Source organism: Streptomyces sp. NBC_01506 (assembly GCF_045040295.1).
Lineage (GTDB): Bacteria > Actinomycetota > Actinomycetes > Streptomycetales > Streptomycetaceae > Streptomyces.
Genome location: NZ_CP109422.1, coordinates 991,226 through 1,013,266 on the forward strand (window position 1 = coordinate 991,226; position 22,041 = coordinate 1,013,266).

Genomic DNA, 22,041 nt, shown 5'->3' on the forward strand with positions numbered 1-22,041 from the left:
GGGCGTGCGTTCAGAGCCCGTAGACCGCCGTGGCCGTCGCGCCGAAGACCGCCCGCCGCTCGTTCTCGCTCAGATCGCCGGTCAGCGTACGGGTGACGGCCACGACCTCGGCGTACGAGGCGGCCAGCCGGCACACCGGCCAGTCCGAGCCGAACATCAGCCGCGCCGAGCCGAACGCGTCGAGCGCGGCGTCGGTGTACGGGCGCAGCGTGTCGGCCGTCCAGGAGTCCCACGCGGCCTCGGTGACCAGGCCGGAGAGCTTGCAGACGGTGTTGGGCCTGGCGGCCAGCGCCCGGATGTGACCGGCCCAGGGGTCGAGGTCGCCGGCGGCGACGGGCGGTTTGCCGAGGTGGTCGAGTACGAAGGTCAGTTGCGGCAGCAGCGCGGCGACGGCGGTCGCGGCCGGGAGCTGGTGCGGCAGGACGATCAGGTCGTACGCGAGGCCGGCGGCGGCCACGGCGGCGAGCCCGCGCCGTACGTCGGGGCGCAGCAGCCACTCGGGGTCCGGCTCGCCCTGGACCTGGTGGCGGATGCCCACGAGCTTGTCGCCGCCGGGCAGTTCGCGCAGGGCGGCGAGGGTGTCGGCGATGTCGGGGGCGGTGAGGTCGGTCCAGCCGACGACACCGGCGATCAGCTCGCTCGTATCGGCGAGGGCGAGGAATTCGGGGGTCTCCTCGGCGACCGTGACGGTCTGCACGAGGACGGTGGCGCCGACGCCGGCCGCGCGGGCCTCCGGCGCGAGGTCGGCGACGGTGAAGTTCCGCCGGATGGGGGCCATGGCAGGCCCGGTGATCCAGTCCTGGTCCCGTACGGACAGGTCCCACACATGGTGGTGGGCGTCCACGACGGGCGCCGACGCGGTCGGCGGGCGCGGCGGCGCTTCGCTCATCGGGCGTCGTCCTCCAGCAGACCTTCGGCGCGCAGGTCGTCCCAGAGCGCGCCCGGGACCGTACGGCCGTACATGTCCGCCGCGTCCTGGACCTCGTCGGCGGAGCGCGTCCCGACGAGGACGCTCACGACGGCCGGGTGGCTCAGCGGGTAGGCGATCGCGGCGGCGCGCAGCGGGACGCCGTGCCGCTCGGCGACGGACTTCAGGCGCAGGGCGCGCTCCAGCAGTGCGGGCGGGGCGGCCGTGTAGTCGTACGTCGCGCCGGGGCGCGGATCGGCGAGCAGCCCGGAGTTGAAGACGCCGCCGACGACCACGCTGCGCCCGCGCGCGGCGGCCTCGGGCAGGAGTTCGGCGAGGGCGGACTGGTCGAGGAGGGTGTGGCGGCCCGCGCACAGGACGACGTCGACGTCCGTGTCCCGCAGGAAGCGGGTGAGGACGGCTGTCTGGTTCATCCCGGCGCCGATCGCGCCGACGACGCCCTCGGCCCGCAGTTGTTCCAGCGCGGGGTACGCCTGCCCGAACGCCTCGGTGACATGGTCGTCCGGGTCGTGCAGATAGACGGTGTCGATCCGGTCGGTGCCCAGCCGCTTCAGGCTGTCGTCGATGCTCCGGCGTACACCGTCGGCGCTGAAGTCCCAGACGCGGCGGTGCGTGGCGCGGACGGCGAAGCCGTTGGCGAGGTCGTCGCCGTCCGCGAACGGCAGGGGTTCCAGCAGCCGGCCCACCTTGGTCGACAGGGTGTAGTCGGCGCGGGGGCGGGAGCGCAGGGCCTCGCCGAGTCGGCGTTCGGCGAGGCCGAGGCCGTAGTGCGGTGCGGTGTCGAAGTAGCGGATGCCCGCGTCCCAGGCGGCGTCGACGGCGGCGGCGGCCCGCTCCGGTTCGACGGGGGTGTAGAGATTGCCGATCCCGGCCGTTCCGAAGGAGAGCTCGGATACGCCGACCTCGCCGCTTCCGAGCGTGTTCTGCCGCATCGCGGTGTGCCTCCCGAAGTTGACACCCAGAATATTCATCGGATGACTGGGTGGCGTCAACACTTTCGGGGCACCGGGCCGCACGCTCGCGTCGGGAATTGTCCGACCTATCCGGCCACGTCGGCCCCGGTCGCGACATATTCGACAGGACTGGAAGGGCCGACGGGCACGGCGGACACGGCGGGGTCGGCGGGGTCGGCGGGGTCGGCGGGGTCGGCGGGGTCGGCGGGTTCGGCGGGTTCGGCGGGTTCGGCGGGTTCGGTGGGCGCCGTCGCGCGGAGCAGTGCGGCCAGCTCCTCGTTCATGTTCTTCGCGAGCCCGCCGAGGTCGGGCACCGCCTTGCCGTCCGCGACCAGCCCGACATGCACCTGTCCGCCGTAGGTCGTCAGCCCCACGGCCAGGGACTGGCCGCGCGCCAGCGGCGCCATCGGATAGATCTCGCGCAGCGGGCAGCCACCGAACGAGAGCGTCGCTCGCGGCAGCGGCACGCTCGTCACGAGCACGTCGAACAGGATCCGGGCCGCGTTGCCCGCGATCGGCGCGCCGAGCCGGTGGGCGAGCGGATGGAGCTGTCCGGCGAGTACGGCGACCGCTCCGGCGCCCCGCGAGGGTCCGTCCTTCTTGTTGCGGTCCATGGCCCGGCGCACGGCCGTCAGCCGGGACAGCGGGTCGGGTTCGGAGACCGGCAGTCCGAGGAGATACGCGGAGAGCACGTTGCCCGAACCCGCACCCCCGCCGGCGCCCGCGCCGTGCCGGGCGCGGCTCGGCCGCCGTCCGGAGACCGGCACCAGCGCACGCGGGTCGGAACGCGGGTCGCGGTCCGGCAGTTGTTCGCCCCGCTCCAGCATCCAGCGGCGCAGCGCGCCCGCCACGGTGGCGAGCAGGACGTCGTTGACCGTGCCGCCGTGCGCCTTGCGCACCTGCCGTACGTCCTGAAGCGCGAGCACGGCGGTGACCAGGCGCCGGGTGCCGCTGGAGCCCGCCGTGAGGGCGGGCGTACCGCGCGGGTCGAGCCGGCTGGCACGGACGACGGACGCGCCGATGCCGAGCGCCTTGCCCAGCTCGCCGAGCCGGTCCTTCGCCATGCCGGCCACCTGCCAGGGGCCGGGCAGCCAGGAGCGGGGCGGCGCGGGGCGTACGCGGCGGGTGCCGGCGGCGCGCGAGTCGGCGATCTGGTCGAAGATCCCGGCACCGATGGCCACCGCGCGCATGCCGTCCGCGAGGGCGTGGTGCAGCTTCACCAGTACGGCGAAGGGGCGCCCACCCGGCACCTCGCCTTCCGTCAGCCCGCCCGCTGCCCCCGTGGTCGTCGCTCCCGTCGGCGCGCCCCTCAGGAGATACATCTCCCAGGGCGGGATGCCCCGCTCCAGCGGCCGTTCCATCAGCTCCCCGGCCAACTTGGCGGTCTCCTCGGCGAATTCTCCGGGCGGCAGCTCCAGGTGCCTGACATGTCTGCGTACGTCGAAGTCCTTGTCCACGCTCCAGGCGGCGCCGCCCACGGGCAGCAGCACGTCGCGTACCCGCATCCGCAGCCGGGGGACGGCCGCCGCGCGGGTGGCCAGCAGGTCCAGCAGCGCCTCGTCGTCGGGGCCGGTCCGCACGCCCGGCGAGGCGGGGCCGCCGGGCGCCGCGTCGAAGACGGCGAGCGCGCCGAGGTGCATCGGGTGGTCCGGGGATTCGAGATGCCAGAAGGCCAGATCGAGAGGTGCCAGCAGCTCGGTGGTCAAGGGGTCCTCATGTCTCGGGGAGGGATGCCAGGAGCCGCAAGTCAATCGCCTGCGGTCGGTTACGGTCAAGTATCAACGCGTAACGCTCAGTTAGTGCCACTGTAACGCCCCGTACCCTCCGCTGCCCTGTCAGGCGTCACGCTCCGGACGGGCCGAGACGACGAACTCGCTCCATACGCATTTGCCGCTGCCGCGCGACTCCACGCCCCACTCCGCGGACAGCGCGTCCACCAGCACCAGACCGCGCCCCGAGACCCCGGACACACTCGCGTCCCGGATCCGGGGCAGCGCGCTCGACCGGTCCTCGACCTCCACCCGCAGCCGCCGCTGCGCCCCCGGCAGCACCCGGACGGTCACGATCGCGCCGCCGTCGGTATGGGTCAGCGAGTTGGTGATCAGCTCGTCGGCCACCAGCTCGATGTCGTCCGACCGGTCCCCCGCGCCCCAGGCACGGACCGCCGCCCGGACCATGTGACGGGCCGACGACAGGGCCTCCGAGTCGTTCTGCCCGACGTGCTGCTGGAGCCGGCCGCCGGCCCTGCCCGCGTACGCGCCCCGCCTGCGCAGCAGCAGTACGGCGACGTCGTCCTCGCCGCCCCGCTCGTCCACCACCTCGCACAGTTGGTCGGCCAGCTCCTGGAGGTGGCGCGGACCGCCCGCGATCAGTCCCGCCAGCCGCTGCATCCCCTCGTCCAGATCGGCCCCGGGCAGCTCCACCAGTCCGTCGGTGTACAGGACCAGCGTCTGGCCGGGGTCCAGCTCGACGGTGTTCACCGGATAGTCGAGCCGGCCGAACTCCGCCGAGAGCCCGAGCGGCAGTCCGCCCTCCGCGGGCAGCCGGCGGCAACTGCCGTCGGTGTCCCGGATCATCGGGTCGACATGCCCGGCCCGGACCATCCGGACGACGCCCGTGGCCAGGTCGACCTCCGCGTACACGCAGGTCGCGAAGCGGTCGGTGTCCAGCTCGTGCAGGAAGACCGAGGCCCGCGCCATCACCGTGGCCGGGGTGTGGCCCTCGGCCGCGTACGCCCGCAGCACGATCCGCAGTTGCCCCATCACGGCCGCGGCGTCGGTGTCATGGCCCTGTACGTCTCCGATGACGGCACCGACCCGGCCGCCCGGCAGCGGGATGATGTCGTACCAGTCGCCGCCGATGTCCCTGCCGAGCCGGGCCGAGCGGTAGCGGACGGCGATCTCGGCGCCGGGCACGGCCGGGATCCGGCGCGGCAGCATCGCCTGTTGGAGCCCTTCGGCGAGATCGTGCTCCTGCTCGAACAGGACGGCGCGCTGGAGGCTCTGGGCGATGCTGCTGCCGAGGGCGACGAGCAGATTGCGGTCCTCGGTGGTGAAGCCGGTCTTGTCGCCGTAGAGCAGCCCGACAGCCCCGATGGGGCGGCCCTGCGCGACCAGCGGCAGATAGGCCGCCGATGTGATGCCGAGATGGCTGATGTGCGGCCACAGGCCCGAGTAGGAGGTGGCGAAGTCGTCCGCGGTCTCGATGAACCGCGGGCTGAGCGTGCGGATCACCTCGCTCATCGGATACTCCTCGTCCACCCGCGTGACCCGCGTGCCCGGCACGAAGGAGCCCGGTGGCCCCTCGGCGACCAGATGGATACGCCCGGAGTCGAGGAGACCCATGACCATGCTGGTGGCACCGAGGTGTTCGAGGCCGCCGGACTCCTTGAGCACGTCGATGACGTCCTGGACCGTCCTGGCGTGGGCGAGAGCGGCCGTCGCGCCCTCGACGACGGTGGTCCTGCGCCGGCGTTCCTCGTCGATCTCGAGCCGCGCCATCGAGTCGGCGAGTTCCTGGGTGGCATCGCGGACGATGCCGATGAGCCGGCGCGGACGGCCGTTCCCGTCCCGGCGGACGGAGCCCTGCGAGTGGGTCCAGCGCAGTGTGCCGTCCCGGCGCCGGACACGGAAGTACGCGCCGTAGTCCTCGCCGCCGCCTCGGATCGCCGCCCCCACGACGGAGTCGAGCCGGGCGCGCTCGCCCGGCGGCAGACGCTCCAGGATCTGGGCGCGGGTGCCGTCGTAGTCCTCGTCCGTCAGATCGAAGATCTGAAGCGCCACCCGGTCCAGATGGAGCAGACCGCTGCCGAGATCCCAGTCGAAGCAGCCCATCCCGTTGAGGGACAGGCTCAGTTCCGGCTTGGCGGGCCAGTCGTCGGGGAGCGACGGGGGCCCCGCTTCCCGATCGACCATGGGGTCACTCTGTCATCATTTGTCGGATATCTCGACTGGTCGCCCGGTCCCCCGCGCCGGTGCGGGAGAAGGGCCGGGCCCAGGACCGCGCGGGTCAGCCCTGGAAGGTGCCGGGTCCGGCCGGGTCGTCCTCGGGCGCCACGGGGGCGAGGCCGTCGTCGGACGGGGCGCCGGGGTCGCCGTCGAGCTGCGCGTCGGAGCCCGGCCGTTCCGGGGACATCGGCATCACCGGGTAGTCCGGGTCGACACCGCCGTCGGGCTCGTCCGTCGGCGCGGCGCAGTCGGGCGGCGCGGCCATGTTCTCCGACCTCGGCTCGTCGGGCGCCGGGGCGTGGGGGGTGAGGCAGTCCGGCGACGGCGCCGGGTCGCTGTCGGAGGCGTCGGGCTCCGGGACGGCCGGATCGGAGCGGCCGGGATCGGGGGTGCCCGGGGCGGTGTCGTCGGGCAGGGGCGGCTCGAGCGACGGGTCGATGATGTCGGTGTCCGGGGGGTACGGCGGCGGTACGTCGGGCTTCTTGTCCTGGTCGCCGTCGGTGCCGGTCTTCCGCTCGAGCCACGCATTGTCGGCGACGATCACCAGGGCGGTCAGGACCCGGGTGCTCCGGTTGACCACGACGACCCGGTCGGGCCGGTAGCCGCTCCAGGGCTTCCCCTGGTGGACCGCGTCGGCCCGCAGCGCGACGGCGGGGCGCAGCGGGTTACCGCAGGCGCAGCGGACCCTGGGCAGTCCGCGGTCGTCCACGAGGACGGCGGTGCCGCTCTGGAGTACGGCCTGGTGGGCGACGGGCGCCCCGTCCCGGTAGCCGTGGTTCGTGACACGTACGTCGGCGCGCAGCACGACGGGGGTCAGTCCGCGCAGGAACTTCGGTACGGAGGCACCGCCGACACCCGCGCCGCGCGCGAAGGCGGTGGCCTTGGCGCGGTCGGCGGTCAGCAGGCGGACCTGCGCCTCGACGTCGCAACTGGTGGCGGATTTCGTACCGCCGTACAGCCCGGCGGTGGCGCCCGAGACGGAGCGCACCGTCTGGGGGCCCTTGCCCGGGTCGCCCGGGTCGCCCGGTTCACCCGGACCGCTCGGCGACGGCGGGGCCGAGGGGGCGGCGTCCGGCAGCGGCGCGGCGGTCGACTCGGTGAAGGGGTCGGGGCCCGGGGCGGCGAGCGGCTGGAGGAGGACCTTGGCGGACGCCGCCGCGTTCGCGGCCCTGGCCCCCCGCCCGTTCTCGCCGACACCGTCCTCGCCACAGCCGGCGATGATCAGGATGCCGGCCGACAGCACGGCGAGCGCGGCGTGCCGACGGCGAATGGGTAGGCAGCGCACGGGGTCTCCCAGCTTTCGTCCGGTCCGGAATATGACTCCATATGTGCCGGACACGGGGCCGCCGCGCAAGCTGGGGTGCGCATGTGGAGCAGAGGGCCAACGGGCGCCGGGCGGGCCGCAGATGCGGCCCGCCCGGCGGTCGAGGAGGAACAGGTCAGTCGATGCCCTGGAGGATGTGCGGCTCCGCGAGGTCGTCCTCGTAGCCCGCCAGCCTGATCGGCGCGGACCTGGCCCACACCTCGATGTTCCGGAGCTTCTGGGGGCCGGCGCCCCGTCCACCGCCTGGTTCCGCCGGGCTGTTCTCGTGCTGAGTCTTCTCAGGTGTCACCGCGCACTCCTTTGTGTCGCGTAACCCCGGGCGCGCCGACTCCGGACTCGTACCGGGCGCCGCCCGCCGAACGGGGCAGAGGGAAAGGGCAGTTCGGTCGCGGTGGCGCCGGCTTTCGGGCGGGGCGGTGGCCTGGTTGCAGGGCTGTCCCGGGACGGCCGAGGAACCTTCGTGGGTCCCTGGTTGGCGTCCGTGCGCCTTACATTAACCAAATGAGCGCAGGCGCGCTCGATGGGGTCTACCAGTTGGCCGGCGTGTAGTCCTTCAGGAAGCAGCCGTACAGATCCTCGCCGCCCTGTCCGCGCACGATCGGGTCGTAGACGCGGGCCGCGCCGTCGATCAGATCGAGCGGGGCGTGGAAGCCCTCGTCGGCGAGCCGCATCTTGTCCGGGTGCGGGCGCTCGTCGGTGATCCAGCCGGTGTCGACGGCGGTCATCAGGATGCCGTCGGACTGGAACATCTCCTGCGCGCTGGTGCGGGTCAGCATGTTGAGCGCGGCCTTGGCCATGTTCGTGTGCGGATGGCCGGCGCCCTTGTAGCCACGGCTGAAGACGCCTTCCATCGCCGACACGTTCACGACGTACGTACGCTTGGCCGCCGCCGCTGCCATCGCCGGGCGCAGTCGGCTGATCAGGATGAACGGCGCGGTGGAGTTGCAGAGTTGGACTTCCAGCAGCTCCACCGGATCGACGTCGGAGACCGTCTGGATCCAACTGTTGGTGTCGTGCAGGTCGGGCACGAGGCCGCCCGCGTCGATCGCCGTGCCCGCCTCGATACGGGCGAGCGTGGCCGAGCCGCCGACCAGGGCCAGAGAGGTGATGTCCGAAGCGCTCAGCGCCTCGGAACCGCCGCCGGCGGGCAGCACGGCCTGCGCACCGCTGCCGAACGCGCCGATGACGTGCGAGGACGGGAGTTCACCGGCGGGCAGCGGCGCGGACTCGGCGGCCAGCAGCTCGCTGTACGCCTGCGGGGAACGGCGCACCGTCTGCGCGGCGTTGTTGATGAGGATGTCCAGCGGCCCCTCGGCGGCGACGGAGTCGGCGAGGGCGACCACCTGTGCCGGGTCGCGCAGATCTATCCCGACGATCTTGAGTCGGTGGATCCAGTCGGAGCTGTCCTCCATCGCCTTGAAGCGGCGGATCGCGTCGCTGGGGAAGCGGGTGGTGATGGTGGTGTGCGCGCCGTCGCGCAGCAGGCGCAGCGCGATGTACATACCGATCTTGGCGCGGCCCCCGGTCAGCAGGGCGCGCTTGCCGGTGAGATCAGTACGGGCGTCGCGGCGGGCCCGGTTCTCGGCGGCACACGGCTGGCAGAGCTGGTGATAGAAGGCGTCGACCTCGACGTAACGGGTCTTGCAGATGTAGCAGGAGCGCGGCCGTTGGAGGATGCCGGCGATCTCGCCGGCGACCGAGGACGACGGCAGCAGCCCTTGCGTCTCGTCGTCGATGCGCTCGGCGGATCCGGTGGCCGTCGCCTCGGTGACCGCCTTGTCGTTGGCGGTCTTCGCCGCGCGGCGCTCCTGGCGGCGGCGCTGTTTGACGGTCCGGTAGATCCCGGCGGTGGCGCGGCGTACGGCGACGGCGTCGGGGTGGTCGACGTCGAGCTTGTCCAGCTCGTCGAGCACGGCCAGACACACGGCCATGCGCTCGGGGTCGATACCGGGGCCGTAGTCATGGTCATGGTCATGGTCATGACGGTGCCCGTCGGAGCCGTGCCTGTCGGAGCCGTACACGGCATCCGGTCCGCTCTCGCCGAACGTGGTCCCGTCATCTGTCAACGTCATCGCCGGTGCCGTTCCCTGTCCACTCGTCACTCACCCGTCCGGGCGCTCACCCGTCCGGCGCCCGCCTGGCGCCTACGGATACGGCCGTCCGGCCGAGCGGCCTCGAACAGTTTGCCATGAGGTACCGGGCAATTTTGTTCACGCTCAACTACACATAAAGGTGAATAAGGGGCAGAATGGTCATGTACCGCTCGATCCGGTGCAGCACGGTCGAACCTCTCGTGACCGAAGGAGTCGAGACTCATGGCCGATGTTTCACACACCAGGGGAGATGTAGGTTCTCGCCCTGGTGTAACCGACACCAGGGGAGACATAGGTGCTCACCCTGACGTACCAGAGATGCGGGCCAGGTACGCCCGCGTGCTCGGCGGACGTGATGTGGCGCTGCTGGACGGCCCGATCTTTCTCGCGGGCCTGTTCATAGCCCTGTCACCGTGGATCCTGCACTACACGACCAGCCAGCCGGGTCTCGTGGTCCACAACGTGGTCATGGGCATCGCGATCGCTGTCCTGGCCCTCGTATTCTCCGCCACACCGACCAGGACGTACGGCTTCAGTTGGGCACTCGTCCTGATGGGCGCCTGGATGGTCGCCGCACCATGGGTCGTCGGCGCGAGCCCGAACCGTGGCGTGTTCCTCAGCGCCGTGATCCCAGGTGCGTTCGTCGCCCTGCTGGGCCTCATCTGTGGCGCCGCCGCGATGAGGGCGGGCCGTATGCGACGCAGCCGGGCCGGACGGTCGGGTCGGATGGATGAGCCGATCCGGACGTAGCCGGACAACCCTCACCGGTGGGGCGGACCGGCGGTCGCCACAGACCGTCGCTCCGCCCCACCGACATGTTCCGGGACCCGTACGCCGAGGAACGGCATCCGGCGGCGCAGCCGGAACCCCAGCGCCTTGTAGAGCCGGACGGCGTTCTCGTTGTCGCCGGCCGCCTGGATGAACGGGGTGTCACCACGCTCCCTGATCCCGGCGGACACCGCCAGGATCAGCCGCGCGCCCAGCCCCTGGCCCCGGAACTCCGGTGCCGTACAGACCGCGCTGATCTCGGTCCAGCCCGGCGGGCGCATCCGCTCCCCCGCCATCGCCACCAGTTCGCCGCCGCGGCGGATGCCCAGATACGTACCCAGCTCGATGGTGCGCGGCCGGAAGGGGCCCGGCCTGGTGCGCTCCACCAGGTCCAGGATCTCCGGTACGTCGGCGGCGCCGAGAACCACCGCCTCCTCGTCGGGGACCGCGGCCACCGACTCGTCGACGAGCTGGACACCGTCGACCTGGAAGGTGACCTCCCAACTGTCCGGGGGCAGCGCGTGCGTCCCCGCCAGCACGGCCGTGCCGTCGGCACCCACGAGCGGCGCGGCGTCCGCCCAGTCGCGTGCCTCGGGCTCGTCCGGCAGGGCGAGCCACGGCGACACCTCCGGGTGGTAGCCGAGGACCCGGCCGCGCCGCTCGGCGAAGCGGGCGTGCGGGCCGGTCAGCGCGGCGAGCACGGGATTGTCGAGCGGGTGGTACGGCGGGCGGCCGGGCGAGGGGACCGGCGGGACGGCGCTCATGCGCCGACCTCGATGACGATCTTGCCGAGGGCGTGGCCCTCCTCGACCGCGCGCAGCGCCCGCGCCGCCTCGGCCAGCGGGAACGTCCGTGTCACATACGGCCGCAGGGTGCCGGCCACGACCAGCTCGGCCACCTCTTCGAGGACGGCGGCCGTGCGCAGCCGTACGACCGCCGCGCCGCCCAGGGTCACGACCCGCGCCTTGTCCGCCGCGCTGATCAGCTTCGTACGGTCGCGAACGAGTGCGGCGACAGTCTCCAGGTCCGCGCCGCCGACGAGGTCGAAGACCGCGTCCACGCCGTCGGGCGCGGCGGCCCTCACCCGCTCCTGAAGTCCGGGGCCGGGCGGGATGTGGACGGCGCCGAGCGATTGGACGAAGTCCTTCTTGCCCGCGCTCGCCGAGCCGACGACGCGGATACCGGCCGCGACCGCGATCTGCGTCGCCGCCACACCGACGCCGCCGCCTGCGCCGGTGATGACCAGCGTCGCACCGGCGGGCAGGTCCAGTTGCCTGATCCCGTCGTACGCGGTGGCCGCCGCGACCGGCAGGGCCGCCGCGTCCGTGAACGACACCGCGTCCGGCTTGTGCGCGGTGATCGCGGCGGGCAGCAGGGTGTACTCGGCGTATCCGCCGGTGACGGGGTTGCCGAAGACGGCGTCGCCCACGGCGAATCCGCGCACGCCCTCGCCGACCTCCTCGACCACTCCGGACGCCTCGCTGCCGAACACGGTGGGCAGCGGCTTGGGGGTCGAGCCCGGCCGCGTGTAGCCCGTGCGCAGCTTCCAGTCGACGGGGTTGACGCCGGCCGCGCGGACGGCGACGAGGAGTTCGCCAGGGCCGGGGGCGGGCTTCGGCAGGTCGATGAAGGCTTCGCCCTCCGGACCGCCGAACCGGGTGTAGACGTACGCCTTGGGCATGTGATCCTCGCTCTGACTGCTGACTGCTGACTGCTGACGTCGGTGGCCGTGCCGGATCGGAGGGCGAAGCGGCGGCGCGCAGCAGTCTAAAGTCCGGGCTCCGATCTGCTTATTCCCGGTGCCACACGGTGTTCATCCGACGGGCGGGCCACCGGGCGGGCCGACCGGTGGACCAACAGGCGGGCGCCGCACGGCGGATGAGGCCGTGCGGCGCCCTGGGCCGTGTCTGACGAATCCCGCCTGGCGCGCGACGCCCGGCACGCACGCTCGCCGCGTTGTCGTCAGTCACCCAAGTACGTCCAGTACGAGGGCGATCCTCCGCCTTGCGATCGCACGCACCGACGCCAGTCATCAGCCGCTCCGCGGCGGGCGCGCGCCCCGCCCTGCGGGCGGACGGCGCTATTCGTCAGACACGACCTGGTGTCCCGCTGTCCCGCTCTCAGGAGTTGGCGCACTCCATCGAGGCCGGGTCGGAGGCGTCGCGGATCAGTGCGTCGTGTGCCGCCTTGAGCCGCTGGACGTCGGGCTTCATGACCTTGCGGTCGTAGGTGAGCAGCCCGTTGAGTTCACCCTCCACATCGGTGATCTGGGTGTAGACGGCCCCGTTGCTCCCCCGGCAGGCGAGGTCGCGCACGTTGTCGAGCTGATCCAGATACTCGTCCGTGTACTTCTCCTGGTCGACACCGACATAGGTGTGCTGGACCGGCCACGCGTGGCCCGGTACGGCGAGTCCCAGGCCGCCGTACTCACCGCTGACCAGCGCCCGTTTCCCGTCCGGCGCGGGGATCAGCGGCGTCGGATAGCCGTGCGCGTCGGCGATGTCGCCGTTCTTGCCGTCGACGGCCCCGCAGCAGTTGATGCCGCTCATGTTGTTGACCAGCCGGGTCGGGTCCCAGCCCTTGGCCTGGTCGGCGATCCGTGCCTGGTCGTACTGGCCCCAGCCTTCGTTGAACGGGACCCACATGATCACCGAGGGGCTGCTCGCGTGCTGGTCGATCATCTCCTTCATCTCGTGTTCGAACTGGGCCGCGGCCGGGGCGGCCGGGGACTTCGGCATCGAGGGCATGTCCTGCCAGACGAGCAGTCCCAGCTTGTCCGCCCAGTAGAACCACCGGTCGGGCTCCACCTTGATGTGCTTGCGTACGGAGTTGTAGCCCAGCTCCTTGTGTGCCTTCAGGTCGAACGCCAGCGCCTCGTCGGTCGGCGCGGTGTGCAGCCCGTCCGGCCAGAAGCCCTGGTCGAGGGTGGCCATCAGGAAGACGGGTTCGCCGTTGAGTACGGTGCGCTGCACCCCGTCGACGTTCTCGACGGCGATGGAGCGCATCCCGAAGTAGCTGCCCACCCGGTCACCGGAGCGCTCGCCGCCGACGCGCACGTCGAGCTTGTAGAGATACGGATCCTCCGGTGACCACAGGCGCGGGTCGGGCACCGGCAGGCTGAGCGGTGCTCCCGTACGGCCCGTGACCGTGCCCACCTTGCGCTTGCCCTCGTACGCCGTGGCCGTGACCGGCACCCCGGGGCGTACGCCGTTCACCTCGACCGCCAGCTTCTCACCGGCGACGTCGGGGGTGAGCTTGAGCGAGTCGGCGTGGTCGGCGGCGACCGGCTCCATCCAGACGGTCTGCCAGATGCCGGACGAGGAGGTGTAGAAGATGCCGCTCGGGTCGAGGCGCTGCTTGCCCATGGGCGGGTTCTCGCCGTCCGCGGCGTCGGTCGGGTCGTACACGCCGACGATCAGTTCCTGCGTACGGCCGGGCTTGAGCGCGTCGGTGATGTCGACGGAGAACCGGTCGTAGCCGCCCTTGTGTTCGGTGACCTTCTTGCCGTTGACGTACACCTCGGACTGCCAGTCGACGGCGTCGAAGTTCAGCTTGAGGCGCTTGCCGTCGTTGATGTCCCAGCTCCCCGGGACGGTGAAGGTACGGCGGTACCACATCCGGTCCTCGTGCCGTTCGAGCCCGGAGAGCTGTGACTCGACGGGGTACGGGACCAGGATCTTCTCGGCCAGCTTCTTGCCCACCGGCGGGCTCTCGCCCTTCTCGGCGGCGGCGAACTGCCACTCCCCGTTGAGATTGCGCCACGCGTCGCGGGTCATCTGCGGACGCGGGTACTCGGGCAGCGCGTTGTCGGGACCGACCTCCTCGGCCCACGGCGTGGAGAGCTGGTACTCGGATGTGTTGGGTCCGCTGCTCCAGAACTGGCCGACGGGGTCGGCGTCCTGCGATACGAGGCCACCCTGGCCGTCGTAGCGGATGTCGGCCGAGCCGCCCTGGCCGACGACGGGTTCCTTGAGGCCGACGAGCAGGCTGCGGGCGTCGGCGGGGTCCCTCTTCACCGATCCGAGCGGCCATTGGGCGCCGCCGATGACGGCGTCGAGATGGCCTGCGATATCGGCCGGGGGCGCGGCCAGCTCCTGTGCGAACTCCATCCGCAGTGTGCGGCCGTCGGCCAGGACGGTGGTGGCGATGGCACCGTCGTACGCGTAGCCGTCGGGCAGCCGGAAGGCGGAGGTGGGCACCGGCTCTTTCGCGCCACCGGGCTCTTTCCAGTTCAGATGGAGATTCGAGCCGCCGACATCCTCGAAGTACTCGACCTTGATGTCGTACTCCTGACCTCCGGTCAGCTCGATCGGGTCGGCGGTCTGCTCCTTCTCCCAGTCGTTGACCCAGTGGTCGATGGCGATCTCGCCGTCGATCCACAGCCGGAATCCGTTGTCGCCGATCATCGAGAAGGTGTGGGGGCCGCCGCGTTCGGGGACGATCTTCCCGGTCCAGCGGACGGAAGCGTGGTCGGCGCCGCCGGTGGCCGTGGAGAGCCGGGATTCGAGGGTGTCGAAGTCGATCTGCGGGTCGAATCCGGTGGCCTTCAGCTCGTGGAAGTCGAAGGCGCCGGGCGCGGACGAGGTGTAGTAGTCGCCCTTGAGTCCATGGGGCACGACCGGGTCGGCCGCGGCCGAGGCGGCGGGGACCGCCGAGAGTCCGGCGACGCCCAGGACAGCGGCGAGCAAAAGGGCCAGATTTCTTCGGATGCGCACAAATCCTCCTGCTAACTGAGGGTGGCGGCTCGTTGCGACAGTCTGTACAACGTTGGAAGGAACGGCAGTTGGCATGACAACATGCCGTTCCACTCGCTGTCCAGAGTCATGACAAAGCGCGGGTGCGCACCGTATATAACGTTGTACAGATTGGGCAGGGGCGACCTTCGGGCCGGCCTCGGAGGAGGAAAAATACGGTGACCGTCAGCCTCAAGGACGTCGCGGAACGCGCGGGCGTTTCCATCAAGACCGTCTCGAACGTGGTGAACAACTACCGGCATGTCACGCCGGCCATGCGAGCCCGGGTCCAACTGGCCATCGACGAGCTCGGCTACCGGCCGAATCTCACGGCCCGCCATCTGCGCAAGGGGCGCACCGGGATCATCGCGCTCGCGGTGCCCGAGCTGGGCAACCCGTACTTCGCCGAGCTGGCCGGCTCGGTCATCGACGTGGCGGCGGAGCACGAGTACACGGTGCTGCTCGACCACACCGGTGGCCGCCGTGAGCAGGAGGTTCTGGTCAGCCAGGGCTTCCGGGCACGGGTGATCGACGGGCTGATCCTGAGCCCCATCGAGCTGGAGACGGAGGATCTGCTCGGCCGTGACCAGGACGCGCCGCTGGTGCTGCTCGGGGAGCGGGAGTACGACCTGCCGTACGACCACATCGCGATCGACAACGTGGCCGCCGCCCGGACGGCCGTACGGCATCTGCTGGATCTCGGCCGGTCGACGATCGCGTTCCTGGGCGCCAGGACCGACCGGGTGAACGAGCCGTCACATCTGCGGCTGCGCGGCTGGCGTGCCGAGCTGACGGCGGCGGGGCTGGCGTCGCCGGACTCCCTGATCGCCCCGACGGGCGGCTGGGACCACGCCAACGGCGCCGACGCGATGAATCAGCTCCTCGACTCGGGGGTGCGGCCCGACGCGGTGTTCGCGTACAACGATCTGATCGCCATCGGGGCGATGCGGGTGCTGTCCGAGCGGGGGCTGCGGGTCCCCGAGGACGTCGCCGTCGTCGGCTTCGACGACATCACCGAGGGCCGCTACGGGGCTGTGACGCTCACCACGATCTCGCCAGACAAGCAGACCATCGCCAGGCTCGCCGTACGGTCCGTCGTCAACCGGCTGCTGGGCACCGGAGACCCGGTCGGCACCGGTCCGCGTGAACTCCGCGCCGATTTCCGGCTGGTGGAACGGGAGAGCACCCTCGGCCGCGCCTAGGACTTGTCCGGCCGATCATGTGACTGGTTCATGTCCGGGTCGTTGGTGTGGGCATGGGGCGGGGTGATCTGAGTGATGCCGAGTGGGAACGGCTGCGGCCGTTCCTGCCAGTCAGCAACGGGCGTTGTGGCAGGTGGCGGGACCATCGGCAGGTGATCGACGGGATCCTGCACCGGGTCCGGACCGGTGTTCAGTGGCGTGACCTGCCCGAACGGTTCGGCCCGTGGAAGACCGTCTACGAACGGCACCGGCTGTGGTCGGGCGACGGGACGTGGGAGCGTCTGCTCCAGCATGTCCAGGCCGCCGCGGATGCGGCGGGTGAGATCGACTGGGACATCTCGGTCGACTCCACCATCGTGCGGGCTCATCAGCACGCGGCCGGCGCCCGCACCGACCCGCCGCCGGCACCCGCCTCAAGGGGGGCGACGGTCCAGAACACCAGGGCGAAACCGCCTGGCAGAGTCTGCACGCCCGCCTGGTGGAGGTGGTGCGGGAGGTGAGGGCCTGGGCCGCTCACGCGGCGGGTTCACCACCAAGCTCCACCTGAGCGCAGACGGCCGCTGCCGCCCGCTGTCCCTGATCGTCACACCAGGTCAGGGAGCGGACTGCACCCAGTTCAAGCCGGTCCTGGAGAAGATCCGCATCCCGAAGACCGGGCCTGGCAGGCCCCGCAAGACGCCTGACAGCGTCGCGGCCGACAAGGCTTACAGCAACGGGCCGTGCCGCGAATACCTGAGGCGTCGCGGTATCCGGCACACAATCCCGGAGAAGACCGACAGCCAGGCCGCCCGCCTGCGCAAAGGCTCACGCGGCGGACGGCCACCGGGCTTCGACGAAGACCGGTACAGGAAACGCAACACCGTCGAACGGGCCATCAACCGCCTCAAGCAGCACCGGGCGGTCGCCACCCGCTACGACAAACGCCGCTACGTCTACCTCGGCACCGCAACCGCCGCAGCCCTCACCATCTGGCTCCGAACATGATCGACCGGACACCCCCTAGCCGCCGCCGGGACGGTCGCTGAAGCGCCACCGGCCCCCGTACGTACGCCCGTTATCGCGCGAAGGCTTTACAGCCTCCGTACAACGATGTAAAAACCGTTCCGAACGACGACAGCACATCCACTCCAGCAGTCCGTCAGACCGCCGGTCGGTCAGACCGGCGGTCAGCCGCACGGCAGTCCGCCAGTCCGCCAGTCCGCCAGTCCGCCAGTCCGTACGAGCCGACCTCCCGTGAGCGTCCCGGTCGCCGGGGCCGCGCCGAGATGGGGATCACCATGAAGCTTTCCGCCGTCCGCCGTACCACCACCACTACCGTCCTCGCCGCGAGTCTCGTCGGCGCGCTCGCCCTCAGCGGCTGTGCCAAGTCCGAGGACGACGGCTCCGACAAGAGCTCGTCGGCCGGCGACAAGGACAGCGGCCAGGTCGTCGCCACGCCCGGCGCGGACGACAAGACCTGCGACATCACGCAGTTCGGCGGCGAGAAGATCGACCTCAAGAACGCCACGGTCGGCTTCTCGCAGTCCGAGAAGGAGGCCAACCCCTTCCGGATCGCCGAAACCGCGTCCATCAAGGCCGAGGCCGAGGAGCGCGGTATCAAGCTCCTGTCCGCCAACGCCCAGACGCAGTTCTCCAAGCAGATCAGCGATGTGCAGGACCTGATAGCCAAGGGCGCCGACCTGTTGGTGATCGCGCCGCTCAACTCCGACGGCTGGGGCCCGGTGTTGCGCAGCGCCGCGGCGAAGAAGATCCCGATCGTCACCATCGACCGCAAGATCAACGCCACCGCCTGCAAGGACTATGTGTCCTTCATCGGCTCGGACTTCATCGAGCAGGGCAAGCGCGCGGCCGACCAGATGATCGAGGCGACCGGCGGCAAGGGCGAGGTCGCGATTCTGCTCGGCGCCGCGGGCAACAACGTCACCACCGAGCGCACCAAGGGCTTCAAGGACCAGATCGCGGCCAAGGCCCCTGATCTGAAGGTGGTGTTCGAGCAGACCGGCGAGTTCGCCCGTGAGAAGGGCCAGCAGGTCACCGAGCAGCTCATCCAGTCGAACCCGGACATCAAGGGGATCTACGCCGAGAACGACGAGATGGGCCTCGGCGCGGTCAACGCCCTGAAGGGCGCGGGGAAGAAGCCCGGAGCGGTGAAGATCGTGACGGTCGACGGCACGCGCAACGCGGTTCAGGGCATCGTCGACGGCTGGATCTCCGGGGTCGTGGAGTCCAACCCGCGCTTCGGGCCGCTCGCCTTCCAGACCCTCGACACCTTCACCAAGGGCGAGAAGGTCGCCCAGGACATCGTTATCCAGGACGGCGCCTACACCCCGGAGAACGCCGAGGCCGATCTGGGCAAGGCTTTCTGACGTGCTGTCGGTCACCGGTCTGACCAAGACGTTCCCGGGCGCACGCGCGCTCGACGGCGTGGACTTCGCCGCCCTGCCGGGCGAGGTCCACGCGCTCATCGGCGAGAACGGCGCCGGGAAGTCCACCCTCATCAAGGTGCTCACCGGTGTGTACCAGCCCGACGAGGGCGAGATCGTCCACGACGGGCGTCCGGTGCGCTTCCAGACCCCGCTGGAGGCGCAGCACGCCGGGATATCCACGATCTATCAGGAGGTCAATCTCGTCCCGCTGATGAGCGTGGCGCGCAATCTGTTCCTGGGGCGCGAGCCCCGGAACAGGTTCGGGCTGATCGACTTCCGCCGTATGCACGGCGAGGCCGACGACGCGCTGCGCTCGCTCGGGCTGCGGGTCGACGTCAAACGTCCGCTGCGGACGCTGGGCGTCGGCGCGCAGCAGATGGTGGCGCTCGCCAGGGCGGTCTCCGTCGACGCGCGCGTGGTCATCATGGACGAGCCGACGTCGTCGCTCGAACCGCGCGAGGTGCGCACCCTGTTCGGTGTGATCAGGATGCTCAAGGAGCGCGACATCGCGGTGGTGTACGTGAGCCACCGGCTGGACGAGCTGTACGAGGTCTGCGACAAGGTCACCGTGCTGCGCGACGGCAGGCTCGTGCACACCGGGCCGATCGCGGAGCTGGAGAGGCTGCGGCTGGTGTCGCTGATGCTCGGCCGGGAGATGGGCGAGGTGAGCGGCGAGGGGGTCACCAAGTTCACCGGCGACCATCACGCGGGCGGTGAACCGGTGCTCAGCACACAGGGCTTGACGGTCCGTCACACGCTGCATCAGGTCTCGGTCGAGGTGCGGCCCGGTGAGGTCGTGGGCCTCGGCGGGCTGCTCGGCTCGGGCCGCAGCGAGACGGCCAAGGCCATCGCGGGCGCGCTGCCGCCGGACTCGGGACGTGTGGTGGTGGCCGGTTCCCCCGTACGTACGGGCTCCACGCCCGCCGCGATCCGGGCCGGTATCAGCCTGCTGCCCGAGGACCGCAAGGCGGAGGGCATCGTCCCCGGCCTGTCGGTGCGGGAGAACATCGCGCTGGCCGCGCTGCCGGGACTCTCCCGGTTCGGTCTGGTGGACGACGCCAAGGTCGACAAAATCGTGGACACCTTCATGAAGCGGCTGCGGATCAAGGCGTCGGGGCCGCACCAGAAGGTCGGCGAGCTGTCCGGCGGCAATCAGCAGAAGGTGCTGCTGGCCCGCTGGCTGGCGATGCGGCCGAAGGTGCTGCTGCTGGACGAACCGACCCGTGGCATCGATGTCGGCGCCAAGGCCGAGGTGCAGGGTCTGATCGACGAACTCGCCGGCGAAGGGCTCGGGGTGCTGCTGATCTCCTCCGACATGGAGGAGCTGATCGAGGGGTCGGACCGGGTGGTGGTCCTCAAGGACGGCGCCGTCGTGGCGGAGTTGACCGGGGACGACGTCACACAGGACCGGTTGCTGCACGCGATCGCGGCGGCCCCTGAGTCGGACGCGGCGCTGAAGACCGTCGCGCCGGACGCGGCGGCGATCGTGGCACCGGACGCCGCGAAAAGCGCCGAACCGGACGCCGCGCGGGACGCCGTACCTGACGTCGTACGTGACGCCGTACCCGTCGACAAGACCTCCTCAGGAGGGGAGACGGACCATGACTGAACTCGCCCTGAAGGGCGCCCCCGTCGACCGCGCGCGGCTGCTGCGCCTGCTCCAGGACTACGGGGTGTACGCGGGCGTCGCCGTCCTGCTGCTGGTCAACATCGCGCTCACCCCGCACTTCCTGTCCACGGAGAACTTCCGTACCCAGGCCGTGCAGGTGGCTCCGGTGCTGATCGTCGCGCTGGGCATGGCGCTGGCCATCGGCAGCGAGGGCGTCGACCTGTCGGTGGGCTCCGTGATGGCCCTGTCGACCTCGTTGCTGTCGCTGTATCTGGGCTACGGCCCCTGGATCGCGCTGATCGTCGCGATGCTCGGCGGCGCCGTCATCGGCCTCGCCAACGGTTCGCTCATCGCTTTCATCGGCGTCCAACCCATTGTCGCCACACTGGCGTTGATGGTCGCGGGACGCGGTATCGCCCTCGTACTGCTGCCACAGCTCAAGGACGTACGCGACCCCGGTATGTCCTCGCTGGGCTCGGGCGATCTGCTCGGCATCCCGTATCTCGTACTGATCGCCGCGGCACTGGCACTCGCCGTCGGATTCACCGTGAAGCGGACGACCTTCGGCCGCCAGCTCCTCGCGATCGGCGACAGCCGGCCGGCCGCGCAGTTGGCCGGGCTGCCGGTACGCCGCGTACTGATCCTCGTCTACGTCATCGCGGGCGTGCTCGCCGCGATCGCCGGTGTGCTGGCCACCGCACGGCTCCAGGCCAGCGACCCGACCTCGCTCGGCAACCTGATGGAGCTGTCGGCCATCACCGCGGTGGTCGTCGGCGGCACCCCGCTCAGCGGCGGCCGGATCCGCATCGGCGGCACGGTGGCCGGCGCCGTACTGATCCAACTGCTGACGGCGACGCTCATCAAGCATGATCTGCCGCCCTCCTGGACGCAGATCGCCCAGGCCGTCGTGATCGTGCTCGCGGTCTACGCGGCTCGCGAACGGGGAAAGCGATGACCCACACCCATACGGAGCGTCCGGCCCGCGCCACGGGCACCGGCCCCTCCCCCGGCAACGGGACCTCCGGCAAGGACACCGACGAGGCGCCGCTCGGCGCGAGCCGGGCCGAACGCCTCAGCGCGCTCGCCCAGCAGCACGGCGCGCTCGTCACGCTGCTGCTCGTCGCCATCGGCGCGTCGATCGGCTTCGACACCTTCCTGACCGGCGACAACCTTCAGAACATGGCGGTCTCGTCGGCGTTCCTGGCGATCGTCGCCCTGGGCATGACCTTCGTGATCATCACCGGCGGGATCGATCTGTCCGTCGGCTCGCTGTTCGCGCTGGGCGGGGTGCTCGGCGCCTGGGGTTCGCAGTACGGCACACTCGTCGCGCTGCTCCTGCCGCTCGCCGTGTGCGGTCTGATCGGCCTGGTCAACGGGTTGCTGATCGCGAAGGCCAGGCTCGCGCCGTTCATCGTCACGCTCGCGGCGATGCTCGCCGCCCGCGGCATCCTGCTGGCCATCACCGACGAGGGCTCCAACACCTATCTGGTGGACGGGAAGTCCTTCTTCGCGAGCCTCGGCCAGGAGAAGCTGCTGGGCGTCGGGGTGCCGGTGTGGATCACGGCGGCGCTGTTCGTCGCGGGCGCCGTGATGCTGCGGCGCAGCCGCTTCGGACAGTACGTGTACGCGGTCGGCGGCAACGAGGACGCGGCGGCGCTGATGGGCGCGCCCGTGGCCCGTACGAAGATCGCCGTCTACACCCTCTCCGGTCTGTGCGCCGGACTGGCCGGGGCGCTCAACGCGGCCTGGCTGGTCTCGGGTGTCACCATCCTCGGCACCGGCATGGAGCTGGAGGCGATCTCGGCCGTCGTCATCGGCGGGACGCTGCTGACCGGCGGCTTCGGCTTCATCAGCGGCTCGCTGGTGGGCGTGCTGCTGCTGAAGGTCATCCAGAACGTCATCAACCAGATCGGGTCGCTCGACTCGGCGTACCAACAGGTCGTCAGCGGCGCCTTCCTGGCGGTGGTGGTGATCGCCCAGACATGGCTGGGGAGGCGGCGCCGGATGATGTGAGGGCGGCGCGGCTGTCTCTCCGGTGCCGGTGCAGGTGCAGGTGCC

The 22,041-nt window shown here is 70.9% G+C and carries 17 protein-coding genes; 7 read left to right on the forward strand and 10 right to left on the reverse strand.

The window, feature by feature from the left end; translation table 11 throughout:
- Positions 1 to 10 precede the first annotated feature (10 nt).
- From OG329_RS03975 to OG329_RS04005, 7 genes are all read right to left on the reverse strand, one after another.
- On the reverse strand, positions 11 to 889 hold the full coding sequence (locus tag OG329_RS03975; RefSeq protein WP_405792840.1) for an amidohydrolase family protein: 879 nt from the start codon (positions 887 to 889) through the stop codon (positions 11 to 13).
- Positions 886 to 1,860: an aldo/keto reductase gene (locus tag OG329_RS03980; RefSeq protein ID WP_405801632.1), complete on the reverse strand. Its 975-nt coding sequence runs from the start codon at positions 1,858 to 1,860 to the stop codon at positions 886 to 888. Before OG329_RS03980 ends, OG329_RS03975 begins: the two co-directional genes overlap by 4 nt.
- A gap of 107 nt (positions 1,861 to 1,967) precedes the next feature.
- A complete protein-coding gene (locus OG329_RS03985; RefSeq protein ID WP_405792842.1) occupies positions 1,968 to 3,587 on the reverse strand; it encodes a wax ester/triacylglycerol synthase family O-acyltransferase in 1,620 nt (539 codons plus the stop codon).
- A 129-nt stretch (positions 3,588 to 3,716) separates the two neighbouring features.
- Positions 3,717 to 5,795 (reverse strand): SpoIIE family protein phosphatase, encoded by a 2,079-nt coding sequence (locus tag OG329_RS03990; RefSeq protein WP_405792843.1) that lies wholly within the window; start codon positions 5,793 to 5,795, stop codon positions 3,717 to 3,719.
- Between the two features lie 94 nt (positions 5,796 to 5,889).
- A complete protein-coding gene (locus OG329_RS03995) occupies positions 5,890 to 7,113 on the reverse strand; it encodes a DUF6777 domain-containing protein (protein WP_405792845.1) in 1,224 nt (407 codons plus the stop codon).
- Positions 7,114 to 7,267: 154 nt separating this feature from the next.
- Complete coding sequence (locus OG329_RS04000; protein ID WP_405792847.1) at positions 7,268 to 7,441, reverse strand: hypothetical protein; 174 nt, start codon at positions 7,439 to 7,441, stop codon at positions 7,268 to 7,270.
- Between the two features lie 238 nt (positions 7,442 to 7,679).
- Complete coding sequence (locus OG329_RS04005; RefSeq protein ID WP_405801634.1) at positions 7,680 to 9,083, reverse strand: SDR family NAD(P)-dependent oxidoreductase; 1,404 nt, start codon at positions 9,081 to 9,083, stop codon at positions 7,680 to 7,682.
- 384 nt (positions 9,084 to 9,467) lie between these two features.
- Between OG329_RS04005 and OG329_RS04010 the strand changes: the two genes are divergently transcribed.
- Positions 9,468 to 9,995, forward strand: coding sequence for an SPW repeat protein (locus OG329_RS04010; RefSeq protein ID WP_405792848.1), 528 nt, complete (start codon positions 9,468 to 9,470; stop codon positions 9,993 to 9,995).
- 11 nt (positions 9,996 to 10,006) lie between these two features.
- Here the strand turns inward: OG329_RS04010 and OG329_RS04015 are convergent, their stop codons facing one another.
- The 3 genes from OG329_RS04015 to OG329_RS04025 all read right to left on the reverse strand — a co-directional run bounded on the left by OG329_RS04015 (position 10,007) and on the right by OG329_RS04025 (position 14,728).
- Positions 10,007 to 10,777 (reverse strand): GNAT family N-acetyltransferase, encoded by a 771-nt coding sequence (locus OG329_RS04015; RefSeq protein ID WP_405792850.1) that lies wholly within the window; start codon positions 10,775 to 10,777, stop codon positions 10,007 to 10,009.
- Complete coding sequence (locus tag OG329_RS04020; RefSeq protein ID WP_405792852.1) at positions 10,774 to 11,694, reverse strand: NADP-dependent oxidoreductase; 921 nt, start codon at positions 11,692 to 11,694, stop codon at positions 10,774 to 10,776. Before OG329_RS04020 ends, OG329_RS04015 begins: the two co-directional genes overlap by 4 nt.
- Positions 11,695 to 12,133: 439 nt before the next feature.
- The gene (locus OG329_RS04025; RefSeq protein ID WP_405792853.1) at positions 12,134 to 14,728 is read right to left on the reverse strand and encodes a PA14 domain-containing protein; all 2,595 of its coding nucleotides are present in this window, start codon (positions 14,726 to 14,728) and stop codon (positions 12,134 to 12,136) included.
- A 197-nt stretch (positions 14,729 to 14,925) separates the two neighbouring features.
- Between OG329_RS04025 and OG329_RS04030 the strand changes: the two genes are divergently transcribed.
- The 6 genes from OG329_RS04030 to OG329_RS04055 all read left to right on the forward strand — a co-directional run bounded on the left by OG329_RS04030 (position 14,926) and on the right by OG329_RS04055 (position 21,996).
- Complete coding sequence (locus OG329_RS04030; RefSeq protein WP_405792854.1) at positions 14,926 to 15,948, forward strand: LacI family DNA-binding transcriptional regulator; 1,023 nt, start codon at positions 14,926 to 14,928, stop codon at positions 15,946 to 15,948.
- 53 nt (positions 15,949 to 16,001) lie between these two features.
- Positions 16,002 to 16,932 (forward strand): IS5 family transposase gene (locus OG329_RS04035; RefSeq protein WP_405792856.1). Its coding sequence is split into 2 segments (ribosomal slippage): positions 16,002 to 16,337 and positions 16,339 to 16,932, totalling 930 coding nucleotides; the frame shifts between segments, so codons are not numbered across the junction.
- Between the two features lie 293 nt (positions 16,933 to 17,225).
- Complete coding sequence (locus OG329_RS04040) at positions 17,226 to 18,314, forward strand: ABC transporter substrate-binding protein (RefSeq protein ID WP_405792858.1); 1,089 nt, start codon at positions 17,226 to 17,228, stop codon at positions 18,312 to 18,314.
- Between the two features lies 1 nt (position 18,315).
- Positions 18,316 to 19,983 carry a sugar ABC transporter ATP-binding protein gene (locus OG329_RS04045; RefSeq protein WP_405792859.1) on the forward strand — a complete coding sequence of 556 codons (1,668 nt, stop codon included), beginning with the start codon at positions 18,316 to 18,318 and terminating at the stop codon, positions 19,981 to 19,983.
- Positions 19,976 to 20,938, forward strand: coding sequence for an ABC transporter permease (locus OG329_RS04050; RefSeq protein WP_405792861.1), 963 nt, complete (start codon positions 19,976 to 19,978; stop codon positions 20,936 to 20,938). The genes OG329_RS04045 and OG329_RS04050 overlap by 8 nt, the downstream gene beginning before the upstream one ends.
- Positions 20,935 to 21,996: an ABC transporter permease gene (locus OG329_RS04055; protein WP_405792863.1), complete on the forward strand. Its 1,062-nt coding sequence runs from the start codon at positions 20,935 to 20,937 to the stop codon at positions 21,994 to 21,996. Before OG329_RS04050 ends, OG329_RS04055 begins: the two co-directional genes overlap by 4 nt.
- The last annotated feature ends 45 nt before the right edge of the window (positions 21,997 to 22,041 follow it).